11 protein-coding genes and 1 pseudogene are annotated in these 17,558 nt (G+C 74.5%); 5 read left to right on the forward strand and 7 right to left on the reverse strand.

The window, feature by feature from the left end; genetic code table 11:
- Positions 1–25 precede the first annotated feature (25 nt).
- Positions 26–781: a zinc ribbon domain-containing protein gene (locus tag ACH45N_RS20955; protein WP_397397374.1), complete on the reverse strand. Its 756-nt coding sequence runs from the start codon at positions 779–781 to the stop codon at positions 26–28.
- Positions 782–875: 94 nt separating this feature from the next.
- Positions 876–1,802, reverse strand: coding sequence for a Nif3-like dinuclear metal center hexameric protein (locus tag ACH45N_RS20960; protein ID WP_397397376.1), 927 nt, complete (start codon positions 1,800–1,802; stop codon positions 876–878).
- A gap of 212 nt (positions 1,803–2,014) precedes the next feature.
- Here ACH45N_RS20960 and ACH45N_RS20965 point away from each other — a divergent pair, with 212 nt between their 5' ends.
- From ACH45N_RS20965 to mtnN, 3 genes and pseudogenes are all read left to right on the forward strand, one after another.
- Positions 2,015–3,778, forward strand: a complete 1,764-nt coding sequence (locus ACH45N_RS20965) for a SulP family inorganic anion transporter (RefSeq protein ID WP_397397378.1) — start codon at positions 2,015–2,017, stop codon at positions 3,776–3,778.
- A gap of 42 nt (positions 3,779–3,820) precedes the next feature.
- Positions 3,821–4,270: pseudogene (locus tag ACH45N_RS20970) on the forward strand (S-ribosylhomocysteine lyase); the annotation flags it as partial.
- Between the two features lie 188 nt (positions 4,271–4,458).
- Entirely contained in the window at positions 4,459–5,175 is a 717-nt protein-coding gene (mtnN, locus tag ACH45N_RS20975) for a 5'-methylthioadenosine/S-adenosylhomocysteine nucleosidase (protein WP_397397380.1), read from the forward strand.
- Here the strand turns inward: mtnN and ACH45N_RS20980 are convergent.
- A complete protein-coding gene (locus tag ACH45N_RS20980; RefSeq protein ID WP_397397382.1) occupies positions 5,144–6,217 on the reverse strand; it encodes a LysR family transcriptional regulator in 1,074 nt (357 codons plus the stop codon). The two genes, mtnN and ACH45N_RS20980, sit on opposite strands and share 32 nt — an antisense overlap.
- Positions 6,218–6,329: 112 nt before the next feature.
- Here ACH45N_RS20980 and ACH45N_RS20985 point away from each other — a divergent pair, with 112 nt between their 5' ends.
- Entirely contained in the window at positions 6,330–7,622 is a 1,293-nt protein-coding gene (locus tag ACH45N_RS20985) for an aspartate aminotransferase family protein (RefSeq protein ID WP_397397384.1), read from the forward strand.
- A gap of 28 nt (positions 7,623–7,650) precedes the next feature.
- Here the strand turns inward: ACH45N_RS20985 and ACH45N_RS20990 are convergent, their stop codons facing one another.
- Positions 7,651–9,456 (reverse strand): bifunctional 3'-5' exonuclease/DNA polymerase, encoded by a 1,806-nt coding sequence (locus tag ACH45N_RS20990; RefSeq protein WP_397397386.1) that lies wholly within the window; start codon positions 9,454–9,456, stop codon positions 7,651–7,653.
- Between the two features lie 172 nt (positions 9,457–9,628).
- Here ACH45N_RS20990 and ACH45N_RS20995 point away from each other — a divergent pair, with 172 nt between their 5' ends.
- Complete coding sequence (locus tag ACH45N_RS20995; protein ID WP_397397388.1) at positions 9,629–11,245, forward strand: DUF222 domain-containing protein; 1,617 nt, start codon at positions 9,629–9,631, stop codon at positions 11,243–11,245.
- Between the two features lie 77 nt (positions 11,246–11,322).
- Here the strand turns inward: ACH45N_RS20995 and ACH45N_RS21000 are convergent, their stop codons facing one another.
- From ACH45N_RS21000 to ACH45N_RS21010, 3 genes are read right to left on the reverse strand one after another with little or no spacing between them, the layout of a single operon-like run.
- Positions 11,323–13,314 carry a hypothetical protein gene (locus tag ACH45N_RS21000; protein ID WP_397397390.1) on the reverse strand — a complete coding sequence of 664 codons (1,992 nt, stop codon included), beginning with the start codon at positions 13,312–13,314 and terminating at the stop codon, positions 11,323–11,325.
- Positions 13,311–14,585, reverse strand: a complete 1,275-nt coding sequence (locus tag ACH45N_RS21005) for a VWA domain-containing protein (protein ID WP_397397392.1) — start codon at positions 14,583–14,585, stop codon at positions 13,311–13,313. Before ACH45N_RS21005 ends, ACH45N_RS21000 begins: the two co-directional genes overlap by 4 nt.
- Entirely contained in the window at positions 14,582–17,551 is a 2,970-nt protein-coding gene (locus tag ACH45N_RS21010; RefSeq protein ID WP_397397394.1) for a DUF5682 family protein, read from the reverse strand. The genes ACH45N_RS21005 and ACH45N_RS21010 overlap by 4 nt, the downstream gene beginning before the upstream one ends.
- Positions 17,552–17,558: the final 7 nt, after the last annotated feature.

A 17,558-nucleotide genomic window follows, 5' to 3' on the forward strand; every position in this document is an offset into this window, starting at 1 on the left:
TTCGTCCGGCGGTTCGTCCAGCGGCTCATCCGGCGGCAGCGCCGGTCGTGGACGCGACGCGCACCAGGATGCGGCCGCACTCCTCGCAGCGCACCACGGCGTCGGGCGCCGCGCTGCGGATCTTGTCCAGGTCGACCGGGGGCAGGTCCATGCGGCAGCCGTCGCAGCGGTTGCCGTTCAGCACCGCCGCACCCGTTCCCCCGAGCTGCGCGCGGAGCTTCTCGTACAGCGCGACCAGGCCCGCGTCGAGGCCCTCGACCGCGGTCGCGCGGCTGGCCGCGAGCGCCGCGACCTGCGCGTCGACGTCGGCCCAGCCCGCGTCACGCTCGGCCTCGACCCGGGTCTTCTCGGCGACGAGCTCGTCGTTCGCGGCCTCGACCTTGGCCAGCGCGTCCTCGTGGGCGTCGAGGCGTTCCATGACGTCGAGCTCGACCTCCTCCAGCGCGGCCTGGCGGGCGGCGAGCGAGCGGAGCTCGTCGGTGAGCGCCACGGCGTCCTTGGCGCTCACGCTGCCGGTGTCGAGCCGCTGCTGGTCGCGCGCGGCGCGGTTGCGTACCTGCTCGACGTCGTTCTCCGCCTTGGTGAGCTCGCGCTTCAGGTCGGCCACCCGGGTCCGCGACTCGACGAGCGAGGCGCGCAGGTCGGCGATGCGGCCGTCGAGCTCGGTCAGCTGCGTGAGCGCGGGCAGGCTCTTGCGCGTGTGGGCGAGCTGCTGAGCGCGGGTGTCGAGCGCCTGGACCTCCAGCAGCCTGCGCTGGTCTTCGGGTGGTGCAGTAGCCACGGGAGGCGTCCTCTCGGTCGTGATCTGGGGGTGGTCCAACGCTACCCCGCGCCCGAGGTCCCGGGCGCACCCGGAAGGTGTCCCCCGTGACGTGTCAGCGGGACGGGATCTGGCCCGTCCAGGGGTCGGTGACCAGTTCGCTGACGCGGGCCTCGACCGCGAGGCCGTCGCCCGCGAGCGCCGCGGCGAGGTCCTCGACGGCGTAGCGCAGCCAGGGCCACTCGCTCGCGTAGTGGGCGGTGTCCACGAGGAAGGGGGTGCCCGCCGGTCCGGGGGCACCGGCCGCGCGGGCCTCGAACTCGGCGCGTTCGCGCAGCTCGGAGGCCGGGTGGTGGCGCAGGTCGGAGGTGACGTAGACGTCGGCGGCGGCCGCGCGGACGGCGTCGAAGTAGCCGTCGCCGGACCCGCCGAGGACGGCGGCCGTGGTCACCGGGGCGTCCGGGTCGCCGGAGAAGCGGATGCCCTGGGCGGTGGCGGGCAGCGCGGCCGCGACGCGGCGCGCGAAGCCGCCGAGGGTGGTGGGCTCGGCGAGGCGGCCGACGCGGCCGATGCCGCGGGTGGCGGCGGTCCCCTCGGCGCCGTTGGTGCCGGGGGCGCCGCCGCTCACCTCGAGCGGACGCCGGTCGGTGATGCCGACCAGGTCGGCGAGCGCGTCGGCGACGCCGCGGGGTGCGGCGTCGGCGTTGGTGTGCGCCACGTGCAGGGCGCAGCCGCCGGTGAGCAGCCGGTGCACCACGGACCCCTTGAAGGTGGTGGCCGCCACGGAGCTGACGCCGCGCAGGAACAGGGGGTGGTGGGTGACGAGCAGGTCGGCGCCCCAGTCGAGGGCCTGGTCGACGACGGCGGACACCGGGTCCACCGCGAACAGCACCTTGCGCACCGGGGCGGCCGGGTCGCCGACCACGAGGCCGACTGCGTCCCAGCCCTCGGCCGTCGAGGGCGGGTAGAGGCCGTCGAGCGTGGCGACCACCTGGGCCAGCGTGGGAGGTGCGTCGGGGGCGGGGGCGTCGCTGCTGCTCACGCGGTGCAGCGTAGTACGGGCTCCGGAACAGGGCCGGGCGGCCGGACGGGCGACCGACGGCCGCAGGATGACCGGTGCGCCCCGTTACGCCCGAAACGCGCTCTGACCTGGGCATTTATCGAGCCGCTCACCGAGCGGACGGGCCGTGATCTTGCTACGGTCCTTCACTTATGGGGGATACCGTCGAGCACCGCCTTGGCGGGCCACCGTCCATGCGCGCCAGGCTGACCGCTGCCGTCCGCGAGCGCGTCGACATCCGCGATCTCATGCCGTCGCGCGCCGACTACGACCTGCGGCCGCGCACGCTGCGGTCCGACCTGCTGGCCGGGATCACGGTGGGCGTCGTCGCCCTGCCGCTCGCGCTCGCCTTCGGCGTCAGCTCCGGCGTCGGTCCGGCCGCCGGGCTCGTGACGGCGGTCGTGGCCGGCATCGTCGCCGCCGTCTTCGGCGGGTCGAACCTCCAGGTCAGCGGGCCCACGGGGGCCATGGCCGTGGTTCTCGCGCCGATCGTCGCGCAGCACGGCGTCGGCTCGGTCGCCCTGGTGACCCTGCTCGCCGGTGCGCTCGTGCTCGGGTGCGGGCTGCTCCGGCTGGGCCGCGTGGTCACCTACATCCCGTGGCCCGTCGTCGAGGGCTTCACGCTCGGCATCGCCGCGATCATCTTCCTGCAGCAGGTGCCGGCCGCCGTCGGCATCGCCGCCGAGACCGGCCACAACACGCTGGTCACGGCGGTACGGTCGGTCGGCACCGCGATCGGGTCCGGCAGCCCGGCCGACGGCGGGCTGCCCACCTGGGTCTGGACGCTCGGGGTCGTGGGCGTGGTCGCCGCCGTCATGCTCCTGCTGCCGCGTGTGGCCGGCGCCCTGCCTGCGTCGCTGGTCGCCGTCGCGCTCGTGACACTGCTGGCGGGGCTGTTCGACGCACCCGTGCCGCGCATCGGCGCGCTGCCCGGCTCCCTGCCCGTCCCCGTGCTGCCCGACGCGACCCCGGACGCCGTCCGCGACCTCGTGGGCGCGGCCGTCGCCGTCGCGGCGCTGGCCGCGATCGAGTCGCTGCTGTCCGCCCGGGTGGCGGCCACGATGAGCGGCGCCCAGGGCCGGACGGCGACCTACCACCCCGACCGGGAGCTCGTCGGGCAGGGGTTCGCGTCACTGGCCAGCGGCGTGTTCGGCGGCATCCCCGCGACGGGCGCCATCGCGCGCACGGCGGTCAACGTGCGCTCCGGGGCGCGCACCCGCCTGGCCGCCGTCGTCCACGCCCTCGTGATCCTCGCCGTCATCTACCTGGCCACCGGGCCCGTGGGGCACATCCCCCTCGCCGCGCTCGCCGGCGTGCTCATGGTCACGTCGTTCCGGATGATCGGCGCCTCGACCATCCGGTCCGTGCTCACCTCCACCTGGCCCGACGCGCTGACGTTCGTGGTCACCGCCGTGATCACCGTGGCCTTCGACCTCATCGACGCCGTCCAGATCGGCCTGCTCGTCGCCGCGTTCTTCGCGCTGAAGGCCGTGGCGGGTGCCGCGGCGGTGCACCGCGAGCCCCTGCCCGGTGTCGCGCACGAGGGTGACGAGCGCATCGCGCTGTTCCGGTTGGAGGGCGCCATGTTCTTCGGCGCGTCCGACCGGATACTGAGCGAGGTCACGGCGATCACGCACGGCGAGCGCGCCGGGCCGGGCGGGGCCGGCGGACCTGAGGACGAGCCCTGCCTGCGCGAGCCCGTCGACGTGGTGATCCTGTGGCTCTCCCACCTGCAGCTCGTGGACGCCACCGGGGCGCGGGCCCTGGCCGATCTCGTGCTGGAGCTCGAACAGCGGGACGTGACCGTGCTGGTCAAGGGGATCCAGCCGCAGCACCGCAAGCTCCTGGAGGCAGTGGGTCTGAACCGGATGCTGGCGCACGAGAGCCACCTGTTCACCGATCTGCCCGCCGCGGTCGAGCACGCGAGGGCACATGTACCGGCGCCGCTGACGGCATAGGCTCGGACCGTGACCGAGTCAGCATCCTCCCCAGCGCCCCGTATGAACGTCGAGTCCTTCAACCTCGACCACCGCGCCGTCGCCGCGCCCTACGTGCGCCTCGCGGACCGCAAGCAGCTCCCGCACGGCGACGTCATCGTCAAGTACGACGTGCGCTTCACCCAGCCCAACGTCGCGCACCTCGAGATGCCCACGGTGCACTCCCTGGAGCACCTGTTCGCGGAGCACTCGCGCAACCACTCCGACGCCGTCCTGGACTTCTCCCCCATGGGCTGCCAGACCGGCTTCTACCTGATGCTGCAGGGCGAGCCCGAGTACGACGACGTGCTCGCGCTGATCGACGCGACCCTGCACGACATCGTGGCGGCCAGCGAGGTGCCCGCCGCGAACGAGGTGCAGTGCGGTTGGGGCGCGAACCACACCCTCAGCGGTGCGCAGGAGGCGGCGTCCGCCTTCCTGTCGGCGCGCGGCGTCTGGTCGCAGGTCTACGCGGAGGGCGCGCCGGGCGAGGCCTCGGCCGCCGACGCCGCCGCCCGGGACGCCGCGGCTCGCGAGGCCGCGGCGCGGGACGCGGCGAACGGCGTGCTGCGCCCCGGGGCGCCACTGCCCGGCACTCCGCTGCCGGGTTCGCCGCTGCCGGGCGCGCCGGTGTCGCCGGAGCAGACCGGCGGGGCCAACCGTTGAGCGACGCGCCTGTCGCCCCGGTCGCCGTCGTGCTCGTCGCGATGGACGACGAGGCAGCGCCGTTCCTGTCCCTCGCGTCCGACGTCGGGGAGCCCGAGCGGGTCGGCTTCGCCGAGCAGCGCCCGATCACACTGGCCGGCCGGCCCGTCGTGCTGGTCCGCACCGGCATCGGCTTCGTCAACGCGACGGCCGCCGGCACGGGCGCGATCCTCCGGTACGGCGCGGGCGTGCCGCTGATCAGTGCGGGCAGCGCCGGCGGCCTCGCCAAGGACGTCGCCGTGGGCGACGTCGTGCTGGGCGCCCGCATCGTGAACGCGGACGCCGACGCCCGCGCCTTCGGCTATGTGCTCGGCCAGGTGCCGGGCATGCCGGAGGCGTACGACGCCGCCCCCACGCTCGCCGACGCCGTGCGCCGGGCCGCGGCCACGGTCGACGACCAGGTGCGCGAGGGCAGCATCGGGTCCGGCGAGAAGTTCGTGACCAGCGACCTGGCACAGCAGCTCCGCGCCGACTTCCCCGACGTGCTCGCCGTCGACATGGAGTCGGCCGCGCTGGCCCAGCTCTGCCACAACTTCGGCGTGGACTTCGTGTCGGTACGGGCCGTCTCCGACCTGTGCGCCCCCGACGGCACCGAGTTCCGCACCCACGTGGACGACGCCGCGCACCGGTCCGCCGAGGTGGTCACGGCCGCGATCGGGCTGCTGGGCGGCTGACTACGGCGGCGGCGGCGCCGGGCGTGGCAGCGTCGGTCTGGCGGCCGACTGCGTCGGTCTTGCCGGCGGCGCCGGGCGTGGCCGCGTCGGTCTCGCGGGCCGCGGCGTGGAGCTGCGCCACCGCGTGGGCGATGAGCGCGGCCCGCCGCCGGTCGTGGCGGGCGTGCACCACGATGCGCCGCGCGACCGCCGGCCGGACCACGGGCCGGGCGACCAGACCCTCGGGCAGGTCGGTGACCGCGAGGAGCGGCAGGACCGTCACGCCGACCCCCGCGAGCACCAGTCGGAGCGCTGCCCGGTGGTCGTCGAGCCGGGCGGCGTAGCGCGGTGTGAACCCGGCGGCGCTGCACGCGGTCAGGACGATCTGCCCGATCGGGCTGTCGTAGATGTCGTAGTCGATCCAGGGCTCGCCGGCGAGGTCCCGGAGGCTGATCTCGGAGCGGACCCCGAGGTCGACGTCGGGGCCAGACCCGGGGCCGGACCCAGGGCTGGACCCGGGGCCGGCGGCGAGCGGGTGGTCGGCCGGGAGCACGGCGACGAAGCCCTCGACGGTGAGCTCGTGCCGCCGGTATCCGTCGAGGTGCACCTCGGCCCCGCCGGCGGGTTCGGTCCGGACGTCGAGGTCCGGCCGCCGTCGTCCGCGCCCGTCGACGGGCTCGTTCAGGCTGATCTCGACGGTGAGGTTGGGCTGGAGCTCGCGAACGCCCCGCACGACGGTCGGCATCCACTGCTCGGCGGCCGAGGCGAAGCAGGCGACGGCGAGGTGCTGGCCCTGACCGCTGCGGAGGTCCGCCACGACCCGTTCGAGCAGACCGAAATCGGCCAGGAGCACCTGGGCCTGGTCGGCCAGGTGCCGCGCGTCGTCGGTGGCGACGATGCCACGCCCCCGCTTCTCGAACAGGACCAGCCCCGTCTCGCGCGCCAACGCGGTCATGTGCTGGCTGATCGTCGCGGGCGAGTAGCTGAGGTTCCGGGCCGCCTGGTTGATGGAGCCGGCCGCGAGGACCGCCCGCAGGATCTCGAGCCGCCGGGGGTTGAGCATGACGCGACTGTACGGGGATAGCGAACGGTCGCGCGGTTTTGTTTGCTTGTCCTGATCCTTTCGTGCGATCGAGGATGGCCTTCGGCTCACCACGACAAGGACGGCGATCGACATGACGTTCCAGGACGAGGCGGACCGCCTCCTGATCCGCTACGGCCCCAGCTTCAGCCCGCGGCTGATCGAGCGCGCCGCCGGCTCGTACGTCTACGACAGCGACGGCACGCCGATCCTCGACTTCACGTCGGGCCAGATGAGCTCGATCCTGGGGCACGCGCACCCGGACATCGTCGCGACGGTGTCGTCGTCGGTCGCCTCGCTGGACCACCTGTTCAGCGGCATGCTCAGCGCGCCGGTGCTGGGGCTGGCCGACCGGCTGACCGGGACGCTGCCCGCCGGCCTCGACAAGGCGATGCTGCTGAGCACGGGCGCGGAGTCCAACGAGGCCGCGATCAAGATGGCCAAGCTGTACACGGGCCGCTACGAGATCGTCTCGTTCGACCGCTCGTGGCACGGCATGACGCAGGGTGCGGCGTCCGCGACCTTCTCGGCGGGGCGCCGCGGCTACGGTCCGCCGACGCCCGGGAACCTCGCCCTGCCCACCCCGAACGCCTACCGCTCGCCGTTCCGTTCGGCCGACGGGTCGTACGACTGGGAGGCCGAGCTCGCGTACGGCTTCGCCCTGGTCGACCAGCAGTCCGCCGGCAGCCTCGCCGCGTGCGTCGTCGAACCCATCCTGTCGTCCGGCGGGATCATCGACCTGCCGCCCGGGTACCTGCGCCGGCTCAAGGAGCTGTGTGACGAGCGCGGGATGCTGCTCGTCCTGGACGAGGCGCAGACCGGCCTGGGCCGCACCGGGACGATGTACGCGTTCGAGCGCGACGGCGTCACGCCCGACATCCTGACCCTGTCGAAGACGCTCGGCGCAGGGCTGCCGGTGGCCGCCGTCATCACGAGCGCCGAGATCGAGCAGGTCTGCTACGACCGCGGGTTCCTCTTCTACACGACGCACGTCTCGGACCCGCTGGCGGCGGCCGTGGGGCTCACCGTGCTCGACGTCATCGAGCGCGAGGGACTCGTCGAGCGGACCGCGCGTCTGGGCGAACAGCTCACCGGGCGGCTGCTCGCGCTCCGCGACGCCTACGACGTGGTCGGCGACGTCCGCGGCCGCGGGCTGCTGCAGGGTGTGGAGCTGGTCCGCGACAAGGTGACCAAGGCCCCCGCCGACGCGCTGGGCAGCGCCGTGACCGCGGCCTGCCTGGACCGGGGACTGCACATGAACATCGTGCAGCTGCCAGGGATGGGCGGCATCTTCCGGATCGCGCCGCCGCTGACGATCAGCGAGGACGACCTGCACGGCGGCGTGGACATCCTGGAGGCGTCGCTGAAGGCGGTGCTGGACCGGTAGAACTGGACCGGTAGCGGCGAGCCGGCGGTCAGCCCTTGGCGTCCGCGTAGCTCTCGGTCACGGCGACGCTGAGCGGGAAGTCGACGGGAAAGTCGCCGAACAACAGCCGGCCGGCCTCGTCGGCGGCGTCCCGCACCTCCTGTGCGACGACGTCGGCGAGCGCCGCCGGGGCGTGCACCACGATCTCGTCGTGCAGGAAGAACACCAGGTGCGGCCTGCGGTCGAACGGTGCCGGGGCGAGCCCGGGGACGCCGTCGGACGTGTCCTCCCCGAGCGCCCAGAGCCGACGCCGGATGGACGCGATCCAGCACAGCGCCCACTCCGCCGCGGTGCCCTGCACCACGAAGTTCCGGGTGAACCGGCCCCAGGACCGGGTCTGGCTGCGGGCCCGCGACTGGGCGTCGGCGCCGGCGTCCTCGTCGAACGCGGAGCCCTGCACCGCGGCCCACGACTCGCCAGGCAGGGGCGAGCTGCGGCCGAGGCGCGTGGTGACCACCTCACCACGCTCCCCCGCCCGGGCCGCGCGTTCGACCAGGTCGATGGCCTGCGGGAACGCGCGCGCCAGCCGGGGCAGCACCTGGGCGCTGACGCCGGTCGTGCCGCCGTACATGGCGCCGAGCATCCCCACCTTGGCGTGCTCGCGGGAGTCGACGGCGCCGGTGGCGACGATCCCCGCGTACATGTCGGTGCTCGCGCCGTCCTTGGTGCGGCCGGCGGCGGCCATGCGCTCGTCGCGGGCCAGGGCGGCCAGGACGCGCGGTTCGAGCTGCGCGGCGTCGGCCACGACAAAGGTCCAGCCGGGGTCGGAGACCACCGCGCGCCGCACGTTGTGCGGGAGCTGGAGCGCGCCGCCACCCGTACTGGCCCAGCGGCCGGTGACGACGCCGCCCACGACGTACTCCATCCGGAACCGCCCGTCGGGCGCCCAGGTGTCGAGCCAGTTCCAGCCGTTCGCGGTGTAGAGGCGGTAGAGGCTCTTGTACTCCAGGAGCGGCGCGATCACGGGGTGGTCGAGCTTCTCCAGCTCCCACTTGCGCAGGCTGCGCGAGCCCACACCCGCGTACTCCATGGCGCGCAGCAGGTCCTGGTGGGAGTCGGGGTTGAGCGTGGGCGGGGCGTCCAGCGCGGCCCGGATCTGCTGGGCCAGGGCCTCCAGCTTCGCGGGCCGTGCCCCCGGCCGAGGCCGCGGGCCGAGCGCCTCGGTGAGGATCTCGTCGTGGATGTCGCCCCGCCACGGGAGGCCGGCGTGATGCATCTCGGCGGCGGCCAGCGCGCCCGCGGACTCCGCCGCGAGCAGGAGTCGGAGCCGTCCGGGGTCGGTGCTGTCCTTGACCGCGCGGAGCTGGGCGGCCAGCTCCGTGACGGGGTCGAGCGGGTCGTCTTCTGCAGCACCTCCTGCAACGCTGGCCAGGATGGTGACGGAGGGTTTGCTCTCGCCGAGGTCGAAGAGCGCCTCGGCGCCGGGGTGCCGGTCGGGCCGGACCAGCGCGGCCGCCGTCGGACCGCCCGGTGGCGGGATCGGGGTGAGCCGGTCCCAGGCCGTAGGACCGGCCTCGGCGAGCGCCGTGTGCGCCGAGAGCGCTGAGGCGCGGAGCACGGCGTGCGCGAGCCGGAGGTCGTGCGCGCGGTCGACCCGGACCCCCTCGGCGAGAAGGGCGGGGTACCAGCCGTTGGTGTCGTCCCAGGTCCAGCGGACGCGAGCCGTCTCGCCGGCGGCCACCTCCTGGGCCAGGGCGGGCGTCTCGACAGCCCGCAGCTCTCCCTCGGGCACGCCCGTGTCGGACACCGGCCGCAGGCCGATGCCGGAGCCGTCCCGCGAGACCACCGTGTGCATGGGCCCAGTCTGCCGTGCGCCACTGACACTCGGCGGACGGGACAGCCCGCAGCATGAGGCGGTCCATGAGTTGTCCACAGATCTTAAATCTGCCTAGAAGCACGTACGGATGTTCTATATCGTCGATGCATCGCCGGTACGAGGCCGAGCGCCGGATCGAGGGGGTGGACCGATGGTGCTGACACAACCGAGCGCGACCACCGCAGGGGCACGCTCGCTCGAGGAGATCCTCACGGACCTCCAGGACGTGACACGAGAGCTGATCGGCGCCGCAGGCCCGACAGCACTGGACGGGGCTGCCCTGGGCGGTGCAACCGGGATCGGCGTGCGCCTCACCGCTGCGTCGCCGCTGCTGCGCGCGGTGTGCTCGCAGCTCGACATCCTCCGGATGACCTGGCTGCCTCGCATCGAGGCGGACGGCATGTGGGCACTCGACGGTTCGCGGACGTTCCGCACCTGGCTCGCCCGCCGGGAGAAGGTGACCATGCGCACCGCGAGTCGGGAGGCGCTCACCGGCGAACGTCTGCTCGAACACCTTCCGGCCACGCTCGCCGCCGCTCTGACCGGGCGGCTCGGGATGGACCAGGTGCGCGCGATGGTCGACGTCGGCCCGACGTCGGACGACCGGCGCAAGGCACTGGCCAGCCCGGTCGACCCGGGACGGGTGAGCGTCACGCCTCGGGGCGGGACGGAGACCGTCACGACGCCGGGCGACGGGACGACGAACCAACCGGACGCACCCGAGCACCCCGAGGAGGCTGAGACGGCGACCGACGGTGCCGGCGGCTCCGGGCGCGCGGCCCTGTCCCCGACCGGAGAGGAGCTGCTCCTGGATCTTGCCGACCAGCACGGCCCGCTCGTGTTCCGCCGGTTCGTCGACCGATTCGCCCGCGTCGCCGATCCTGAGTCCGACGAGCGGGGATACAAGCAGGCGACGGAGCGCGAACACCTCGACGTGGCCAAGACCTTCGGCGGCTACCACGTCAACGGGTTCCTCACCGATGAGCACGGCGAGGCGCTGCGGGCCGCGATGGACTCGGTGATGGGAGCGCCGACACCGGGCGACGAGCGCACACCCGCACAGCGTCGCGCCCAGGCACTGGCCGACCTCGCCCGCACCGTGCTCGACAACGGCCTCTCCGGAACCGGTGCGGCCGTGCGACCACACGTCACCGTGACGGTGTCGTGGACGGAGCTCGCCCGCCTGACCGGGCAGTTCTCCAGCCAGGTCTCCGGCCAGGTCTCCGGCCAGTCCGGCGATCGGCTCCTCGGTCAGCCTTCCCCGTCCGCCGGGCACACCATCCAGGAGCCGACCGGCCTGACCGACGTCACCGCGGCACCCGCCCGGTTCGGGATCTCCGCGTCGCTGGTCCCGACCGCCACGCTGCGCCGTCTGCTGTGCGACTCCGCCGTGACCCGGGTGGTCTTCGGGGCGGACAGCCAGGTGCTCGACGTCGGACGAGCGCAGCGCACCGTCACCGGACAGATGCGCCGCGCTGTGATCGCCCGCGACAGACACTGTGTCTACGTCGACTGCACCCAGCCGCCCGCTCGGTGCGAGGTCCACCACGCCGAACGCCACTGGGCCGACGGCGGCGACACCAGTGCACGCAACGCCGCACTGTTGTGCTGGCATCACCACGACCTGGTCGACACCACCGGCATCACCATGCGCTGGACGGGGAATCCCGGCGGCGCCCGCCACTCCGGCTGGACCCTGGTCAACCGGCACTGCACGGAGATCACGCCGACGGCCAGCCCGCACCGAGCGATGAGGGAACGGAGATGAAACAGCCCGAACCGTGCGCACGGGCGCGTACCGCTGCGCTGCCCCGGCCGCCGTGTCGGCCGGGGCGGGCAGGTCGGTCAGCCCGCGACGTCCGCCACGGCGCGGGCCCGGCCCACGACGAAGGCGGCGTGGAGCACCGCGGGCGGCGTCAGGTCGCCGACCAGCAGGCCCTGGGCCGTCCGCTCCAGCGTCGCGAGCCCGAGGTCCCGGGCCAGGACACGCGCCTGCTCGACGTCGGACCGCTGCCGCACCGTGAGCACCGGCCGGCCGGTGGCCGCCGCCGCGAGCAGGACGTCGCCCAGCAGCAGCGTCACGCGGCGTACCGGGGGCGGCGCTGCCGTCGGCGGTCGGACAGCCTTCGCCGAGGACGCCTGGGCCTTGAGCTTGCGGATCCGCTTGCGCCAGAAGTCCCAGTAGCTGTTCTCGAGCGACCAGGCCGGCGTGATCGTGGGACTGACCAGGCGGATCGCGCCCTTGTCACGCACGAACAGGCCGACCGGCTCGTCCCGCTCCTCGCGGCGCTCGATCGTCACCGCGACCAGCCTGGCCCGCACCGACAACAGGGTCTGGACCGCCTGTTCCCCCGCGGCCGGCAGGCGCAACTGCCGGGTGTCGCCGTCGGAGGTGACGACGGAGAGCGTCAGCTCCTGCCGCACCTCGTCGATACCCACCTCGCCGACGTCGCGGACCAGCACGAGCCGGACGTTCGCCGGACGCCGACCGAACCCCACGACGTCTCGCGGCCGGCCGCCCGCCCCCGTGCGCTCGGCGATCACGCGCAGCTCGTCGAGGTCGAACCCGTCGCCCTCCAGGCGCTGGAGCACCGGGGTGCCGCCCGCGCCGAGGCCTCCGTCGGGCTTGGTCCGCACCTGGGTGAGGGCGAACGCCCCCTCGCAGAGGGTGCTCAGGGACCTGTTCCACAGGAGCGGGCTGGTCCAGCTCCGCTGGAACCGCGGGTCGCTGCCCGACGGGCGGCCGGTCACGACCTGCCGCACCTGGCCGGCGTCCGTCGTGGCAGGCGCACCCGCCTCGGTCTCGCTGTCCCAGCCCAGGTAGGCCAGGCCGCGCGACCCGCTCTGCGACGTCCACCAGCGGGCCCCGAGCGGCACCCAGCGCGGGAGGTCGATCTCGTCGTCCGAGCCCTTGCCGGATCCGCCGCGGCCTGTCGCTGGGCGGCCTGTCACGGCGCGACCGGACGCACCTGCGGCATTCCCCGGCCCGCCCGAGACAGCTCCCGAAGGTCGGACAGGTCCGGCCGGGTCCGCCGCCCGCTCCAGCACCTCGCACATCGCCCAGATCTCGGCGAAGGCGTCGAGCAGGTCGGACTCCGTGACGGCGTCGTCGCGACCGGCGAGGCCCGCGACGAGGCCGCCGGCGACCCGGACGAGACCGTCGAACCGCACGTTGCCGACCAGCTCGGGCGCGACCTGGTCGAACCCGGCGACCCGCACCCGGCCCGCCAGCGCGGTCAGCGACTCCGCGTCGTCCGCCCCGAGGTGGGACAGCCCGCCCGACATGAGCCGACCGACGACGTCGCGCACCTCCGCGAGCGCCTCCCGCCGACGTTTCAGCACCGCCGGGGACGGGGCACGGCCCGCGGTCTCCGTACCACCCGCCGCCACCGCACCAGCAGCAGCCGACCCACCAGGTCCTGTCGCCGATCCGGCCGCCCGGGGCATGGACTGGGCGACGATCGCAGCAGCGCCCGTCTCCCTGCCCGCGGCAGTGCCCCTACCCGTGCCAGCGCCAGCGCCGGTGCCCGTGCCCGGGTCAGCGCTTGCCGGCGCCACGTCGGGCGCGACCCCGGTCGCCCACAGGCAGGCCGCCACGACGTGCTGGCACACACCCGCCGTCGGGCAGTCGCACGCGACCGCGGCCGGACCGCGGCCGTCCACCCGCACCGAGATGCCGGACACGTCGAGCACCGCGCCCTTGGCGTCGTACGACACCTCGGTCACGATGTCCTTGCGGGCCCGGCGCAGCAGGCCGGCATTGCCGAGCGCCTTGAGCGCGTCGTCGTCCAGGCCTGCGTAGGGCGCCGCCCACGCGTAGGTCTTCCGGTCGCTCATGAGAGCACCTCCCCCAACCACTCGGCGAACCGTTCGGGCGTGAGCGCGGCGACCTCCATGCCGCACTCCGCCAGGTGCCGGGCCGTGCCCTGGTCATAGACGGGTTCGGCCGCCTCGTCCAGGGCGGCGAGCCCGAGCATGGTGACGCCGGAGGACGCCATGCGCCGCACCGTCGTCAGCAGGTTCGACACCGATCCGCCCTCGTAGAAGTCGCTGACCAGCGCCACCACGGTCCGTGACGGGTTGCGGACCTGCTGCTCCGCGTGCCGGACGGCCCGTGCGATGTCGGTGCCGCCCCCGAGCTGCGCGGTCATCAGGACCTCGACGGGGTCGGCGGCCAGGTGCGACATGTCCACCACCGAGGTGTCGAACAGGTAGAGCTGCACGTTGATCCCGGGCAGGCCGGACAGGATCCCGGCGCACACCGCGGAGTACAGCAGCGACGGCGCCATCGAGCCCGACTGGTCGACGAGCAGGATGACGTCCCAGGTCAGGGTGCGCTTCGCCCGGGCGGAGAAGCGGACGTCCTGGACCGTCATCCGGCCGTCGGCGTCGACCCGGCCGAGGTTGGCGCGCAGGGTGCGCTTCCAGTCGAAGTTCCGCGCGACCCGGTGCATCGACCGGCGCGACCGGTCGATGCGGCCGTTCACCGCGGTGGCGAAGCGAGGCCGCAGCCGCCGCACGACGTCGTCGACGACCCGGCGGATGATCCGCCGCAGACCCGCCGCGGCCTGGTCGCCCAGGGCACCTCTGACCTGCAGCATCGCGACGGCGAGCTCACGCGACGGTTCGAGGGTCTCGAGCGCGGTCTCGTCCTGCAGGAGCTCCGTGAGGCCGTACCGGCTCACGGCGTCGACCTGCATGCGCTCGAAGGTCTCCCGAGGGAACAGGCTGCCGGCCTCGCTCAACCAGCCGAGCGCGGTGACGTCGACGCCGTGCGGCTGGGACCCGCCCAGGCCAGCGCCCCCGCCACCTCCGCGCGCGCCGCCGCCCTCACCCGGGCCGGTGCCGCGACCGACGCGGTGCCCTCGGGCCGTGTACTCCCGGTCGTACAGGTACCGCAGGGACCGCTCCAGCCCCTGGTCCTGCTGACCGACCTGGAGCTCGTCGGCCGCGTACCGGCCCAGCACCAGGCGCCAGCGCCGGGCAGCCTCGTCGTCGGAGACCGACGGCGCCGCGTCAGGTGCGTCAAGCTCTTCGGACGCCCCGCGTCCGGGCACCCGACGTCGGGACCCCCCGAGATCGGACGCCGCCCGACCGGTCGCGCTCATGCTTCTCCTCCTGCCGTGCCGGCGCCGGCGGCGTCCACGGCTCTCGTCGTTGCGGACGCCGGGCCCCAGTGGGCCAGCCCGTCCCGTTCCAGCACCGCGACCAGCTCGCGGTCGAGGGCCAGGCCGGTCGCCAGGTCCTCCTCCGACAGCGCGACCCGAACGTCCACCTGGTCCACCCGCGCCCCGGTCTGCTCCGCCACGCGCTTCGCGAGCCGGTGCGTCTCGGTGGGCCGCAGCCACGTGAAGGCCCGCCGCAGGTCGGGCAGCACCGCCAGGAACGCGTCGCCGTCGAGCGTGCGCAGCGCGTCGTCGACGGCGTCGAACATCTCCGGCGTGTGCAGGATCAGGTCGGGCGCGGCGCGCATGACGCCGCCCAGGAACCGCACGGCCGCCCCCGGGTCCGCACCCGCGGACAGGGCTCCGCGCACCCGGCCGACCAGGACGTCGTCGGTCACCTCGCCGTCGGTGAACCCCAGGGCGAGCAGCGCGCCCGCGACGGCGGGCGCGGTGCCCTCGTCGTCGCGCAGGCGCGCGAGCTCGCGCGCTACGGCGATGCGGTTGACGGCACCGTCGGCCCGGTCCGCGCCGCCGTCTGCCTCGCCGCCGTCCGCTGCCGCCGCGTCCCGGAGCAGGGAGCGCAGGCCGATCAGGGTGCCGATCGCGCCGTCCTCGTCCTCCGCCCGGACTTTGCCCAGGTCGCTGACCAGGTAGGCAGCGGTCGCGAGCGCCTGGCTCACCAGGTCGAGCAGCTCGCCCGCGTACTCCTCGGCGCCCAGCTCGACCCGCGCCTGCCAGAGGCCGAGCAGCCGGCGCGCACCCGAGACGACGGAGTCCACGTCGCGGTCGGTGTCGAGGGTGACGCGCAGCAGGGAGACGATCCGGGGCAGGTGCGAGCCCATCCCGATCACCAGCGCCTGCGCCACGAGCCGCGCGAGGGCGTCGACCGACGCGGCCGCAGCCCCGGGCGCCGAGCCCGTCCCAGTGCCGGCCAGCCGCGCCTCCGCCTCGTACAGCCGGGCGACCGCCACGGCCTCCAGGGTCGCGCCGAGGTGCACCATCTCCACGAGCCGCGCCTCGACCAGCGGCGTCCAGCAGTACTGCCACTCCTCCGTGATCAGGCCGAGCCCTCGGCCCGCCACGTGGTCCGGACCCGAGACGAGCTGTCCGAATCCGGCGCCGACGAAGTCGAGCAGCGCCAGCACCTGGCGCTTCGCCCGGTGCGACGGGGTCCGCCGCGCGTCGAGGCGTGCCGTACGCGGCAGCGAGTCGTCGACGACGAGCCGCACCGCGCGCACCCGCTCACGCACGTCGCGCACGAGCGGCGGCGATGCGCTGCCGGGCGGCAGGTCGCCCAGGGCCCGGCCGCCGAACACCTCCGCGATCGCCAGCCCCAGCGGCCGCTCCGGCTCGCCCGGTCCGCCGACGCCTCCGTCGTCCTGCACGTAGCACGAACGCATCGCGTCCAGCAGGTCGGTGCGGCCCGCGAAGGCGCGTTCGCGCAGGTCAGCGAGCCGGGTCGCGGACGCCGCCGCGGCGGCCACCTGCGGCAGGCTCACGGCGTGCCCGCGTTCGACGGCGCCACGGGCGACGTCGACCAGGATCTCCGCTGCGAGGGCGCGGGCACCAACGGGGCCGGACGCGACACCATCCACGCCGTCCACGCCGTCCACGCCGTCCACGCCGTCCGTGCCATCCGTGCCAGCCATGCCGTGCGCGCCGTCCGTGCCGGCCATGCCGTGCGCGCCGTCCGCCGCCAGCTCCCGCAGGTGCGCCGCGTGCAGGCGCTCGTAGTAGCCGGGCGACGGCATGCCGGCGCCGTACCCGCGCAGTCCGTCGAGCCGCTCGTGGTCGTAGCGCACCAGCCAGGCCTCGCCCTGTGCGATCGGGCCGAAGCCGCCCTCCGGCTGCCGGTCACGCACCGGGGCGCCCTCCGGCGCCCCGGACAGCGCCTCCACCAGCGCGAGCGTGTGGAAAGCCCCGGTCACGACGAGCACCGGTCCGCCGGCCCCTGCCGTAGCAGTACCTGGCGCCGGCCCTGCTCCCGTCAGCTCGGTGCCCGCTTGCGCCGTCGCAGCACGCGATCGGCCCGGCAAACCTGCTCCTGCTGCCAGCTCTGCTCCTGCTGCCGGCCCCGCCGCCGCCTCGGCGATCCGGGCCGACATCCGTGCCTCGCGGTCCAGGGACCCGTCGGCACTGAGCACGCTCTCCTCGTAGTCGAGGCGCGCGAGCGCCGCCCACGCGAAGACGTCGTCGAAGAGGGCGCGCCAGTCCGCGAGCTCGGAGCTGCTCCGGGACTCGAACAGGTGGTCCCAGACCTCGTCGTGGTCGCGGCACCCGAGCCGGCGCGCGAGTGTCGCGACCGCCTCGGAGTGCGCCAGGTAGCGCTCGGACATGAGGGTCCGCGCGAACGGGTCGGGCTGCGTGGCGGCGCCCGATCCGGAAGCGTTATGCCCCGGCCCCGAGACCGCGCGCTCCGCCGCCGACCGCTCGCCGAAGGAGCGGTCGATGAACCTGAGCTCGGCGCCGACGTCGCGCCCCGCGTGCAGGGCGACCCACTCCGGGGAGAAGGAGGCGAGCGGGTAGAACCCGGCGCCCTCCCCGGGTTCGGCGTCGCCCGTCTCCTTCTTGGACCCCGCGCCCGCGCCGGAACCCGAGCCGCCGAGGCTCAGCACCGCGACGGGCGGCCGGGTCGCCTCGTGCAGCAGGTCCGGGATGAGCCGCGTGAACTCCTCCGGTCCCTCGATGAGCACGGCCGACGGCCGCAGCTCCTCGATCGCCGCCCGCACCGCCACCGCGCACGCCGGGCTGTGGTGCCGCACGGGCGCGAAGTAGATGCCGTGTTCGGCCCGCAGCCGTGCGACGGCGTCCGCTGCCGACCGCAGGCGTTCCGGCGCGAGCTCCCAGACGGCGTCGGCGCGCCGGACGACGGCGTCGTCCCGCACCGCCGCAGCGGCTTTGTCACGCACCGCCGCA

The organism is Promicromonospora sp. NPDC019610 (genome assembly GCF_044389365.1).
Classification (GTDB): Bacteria; Actinomycetota; Actinomycetes; order Actinomycetales; family Cellulomonadaceae; genus Promicromonospora.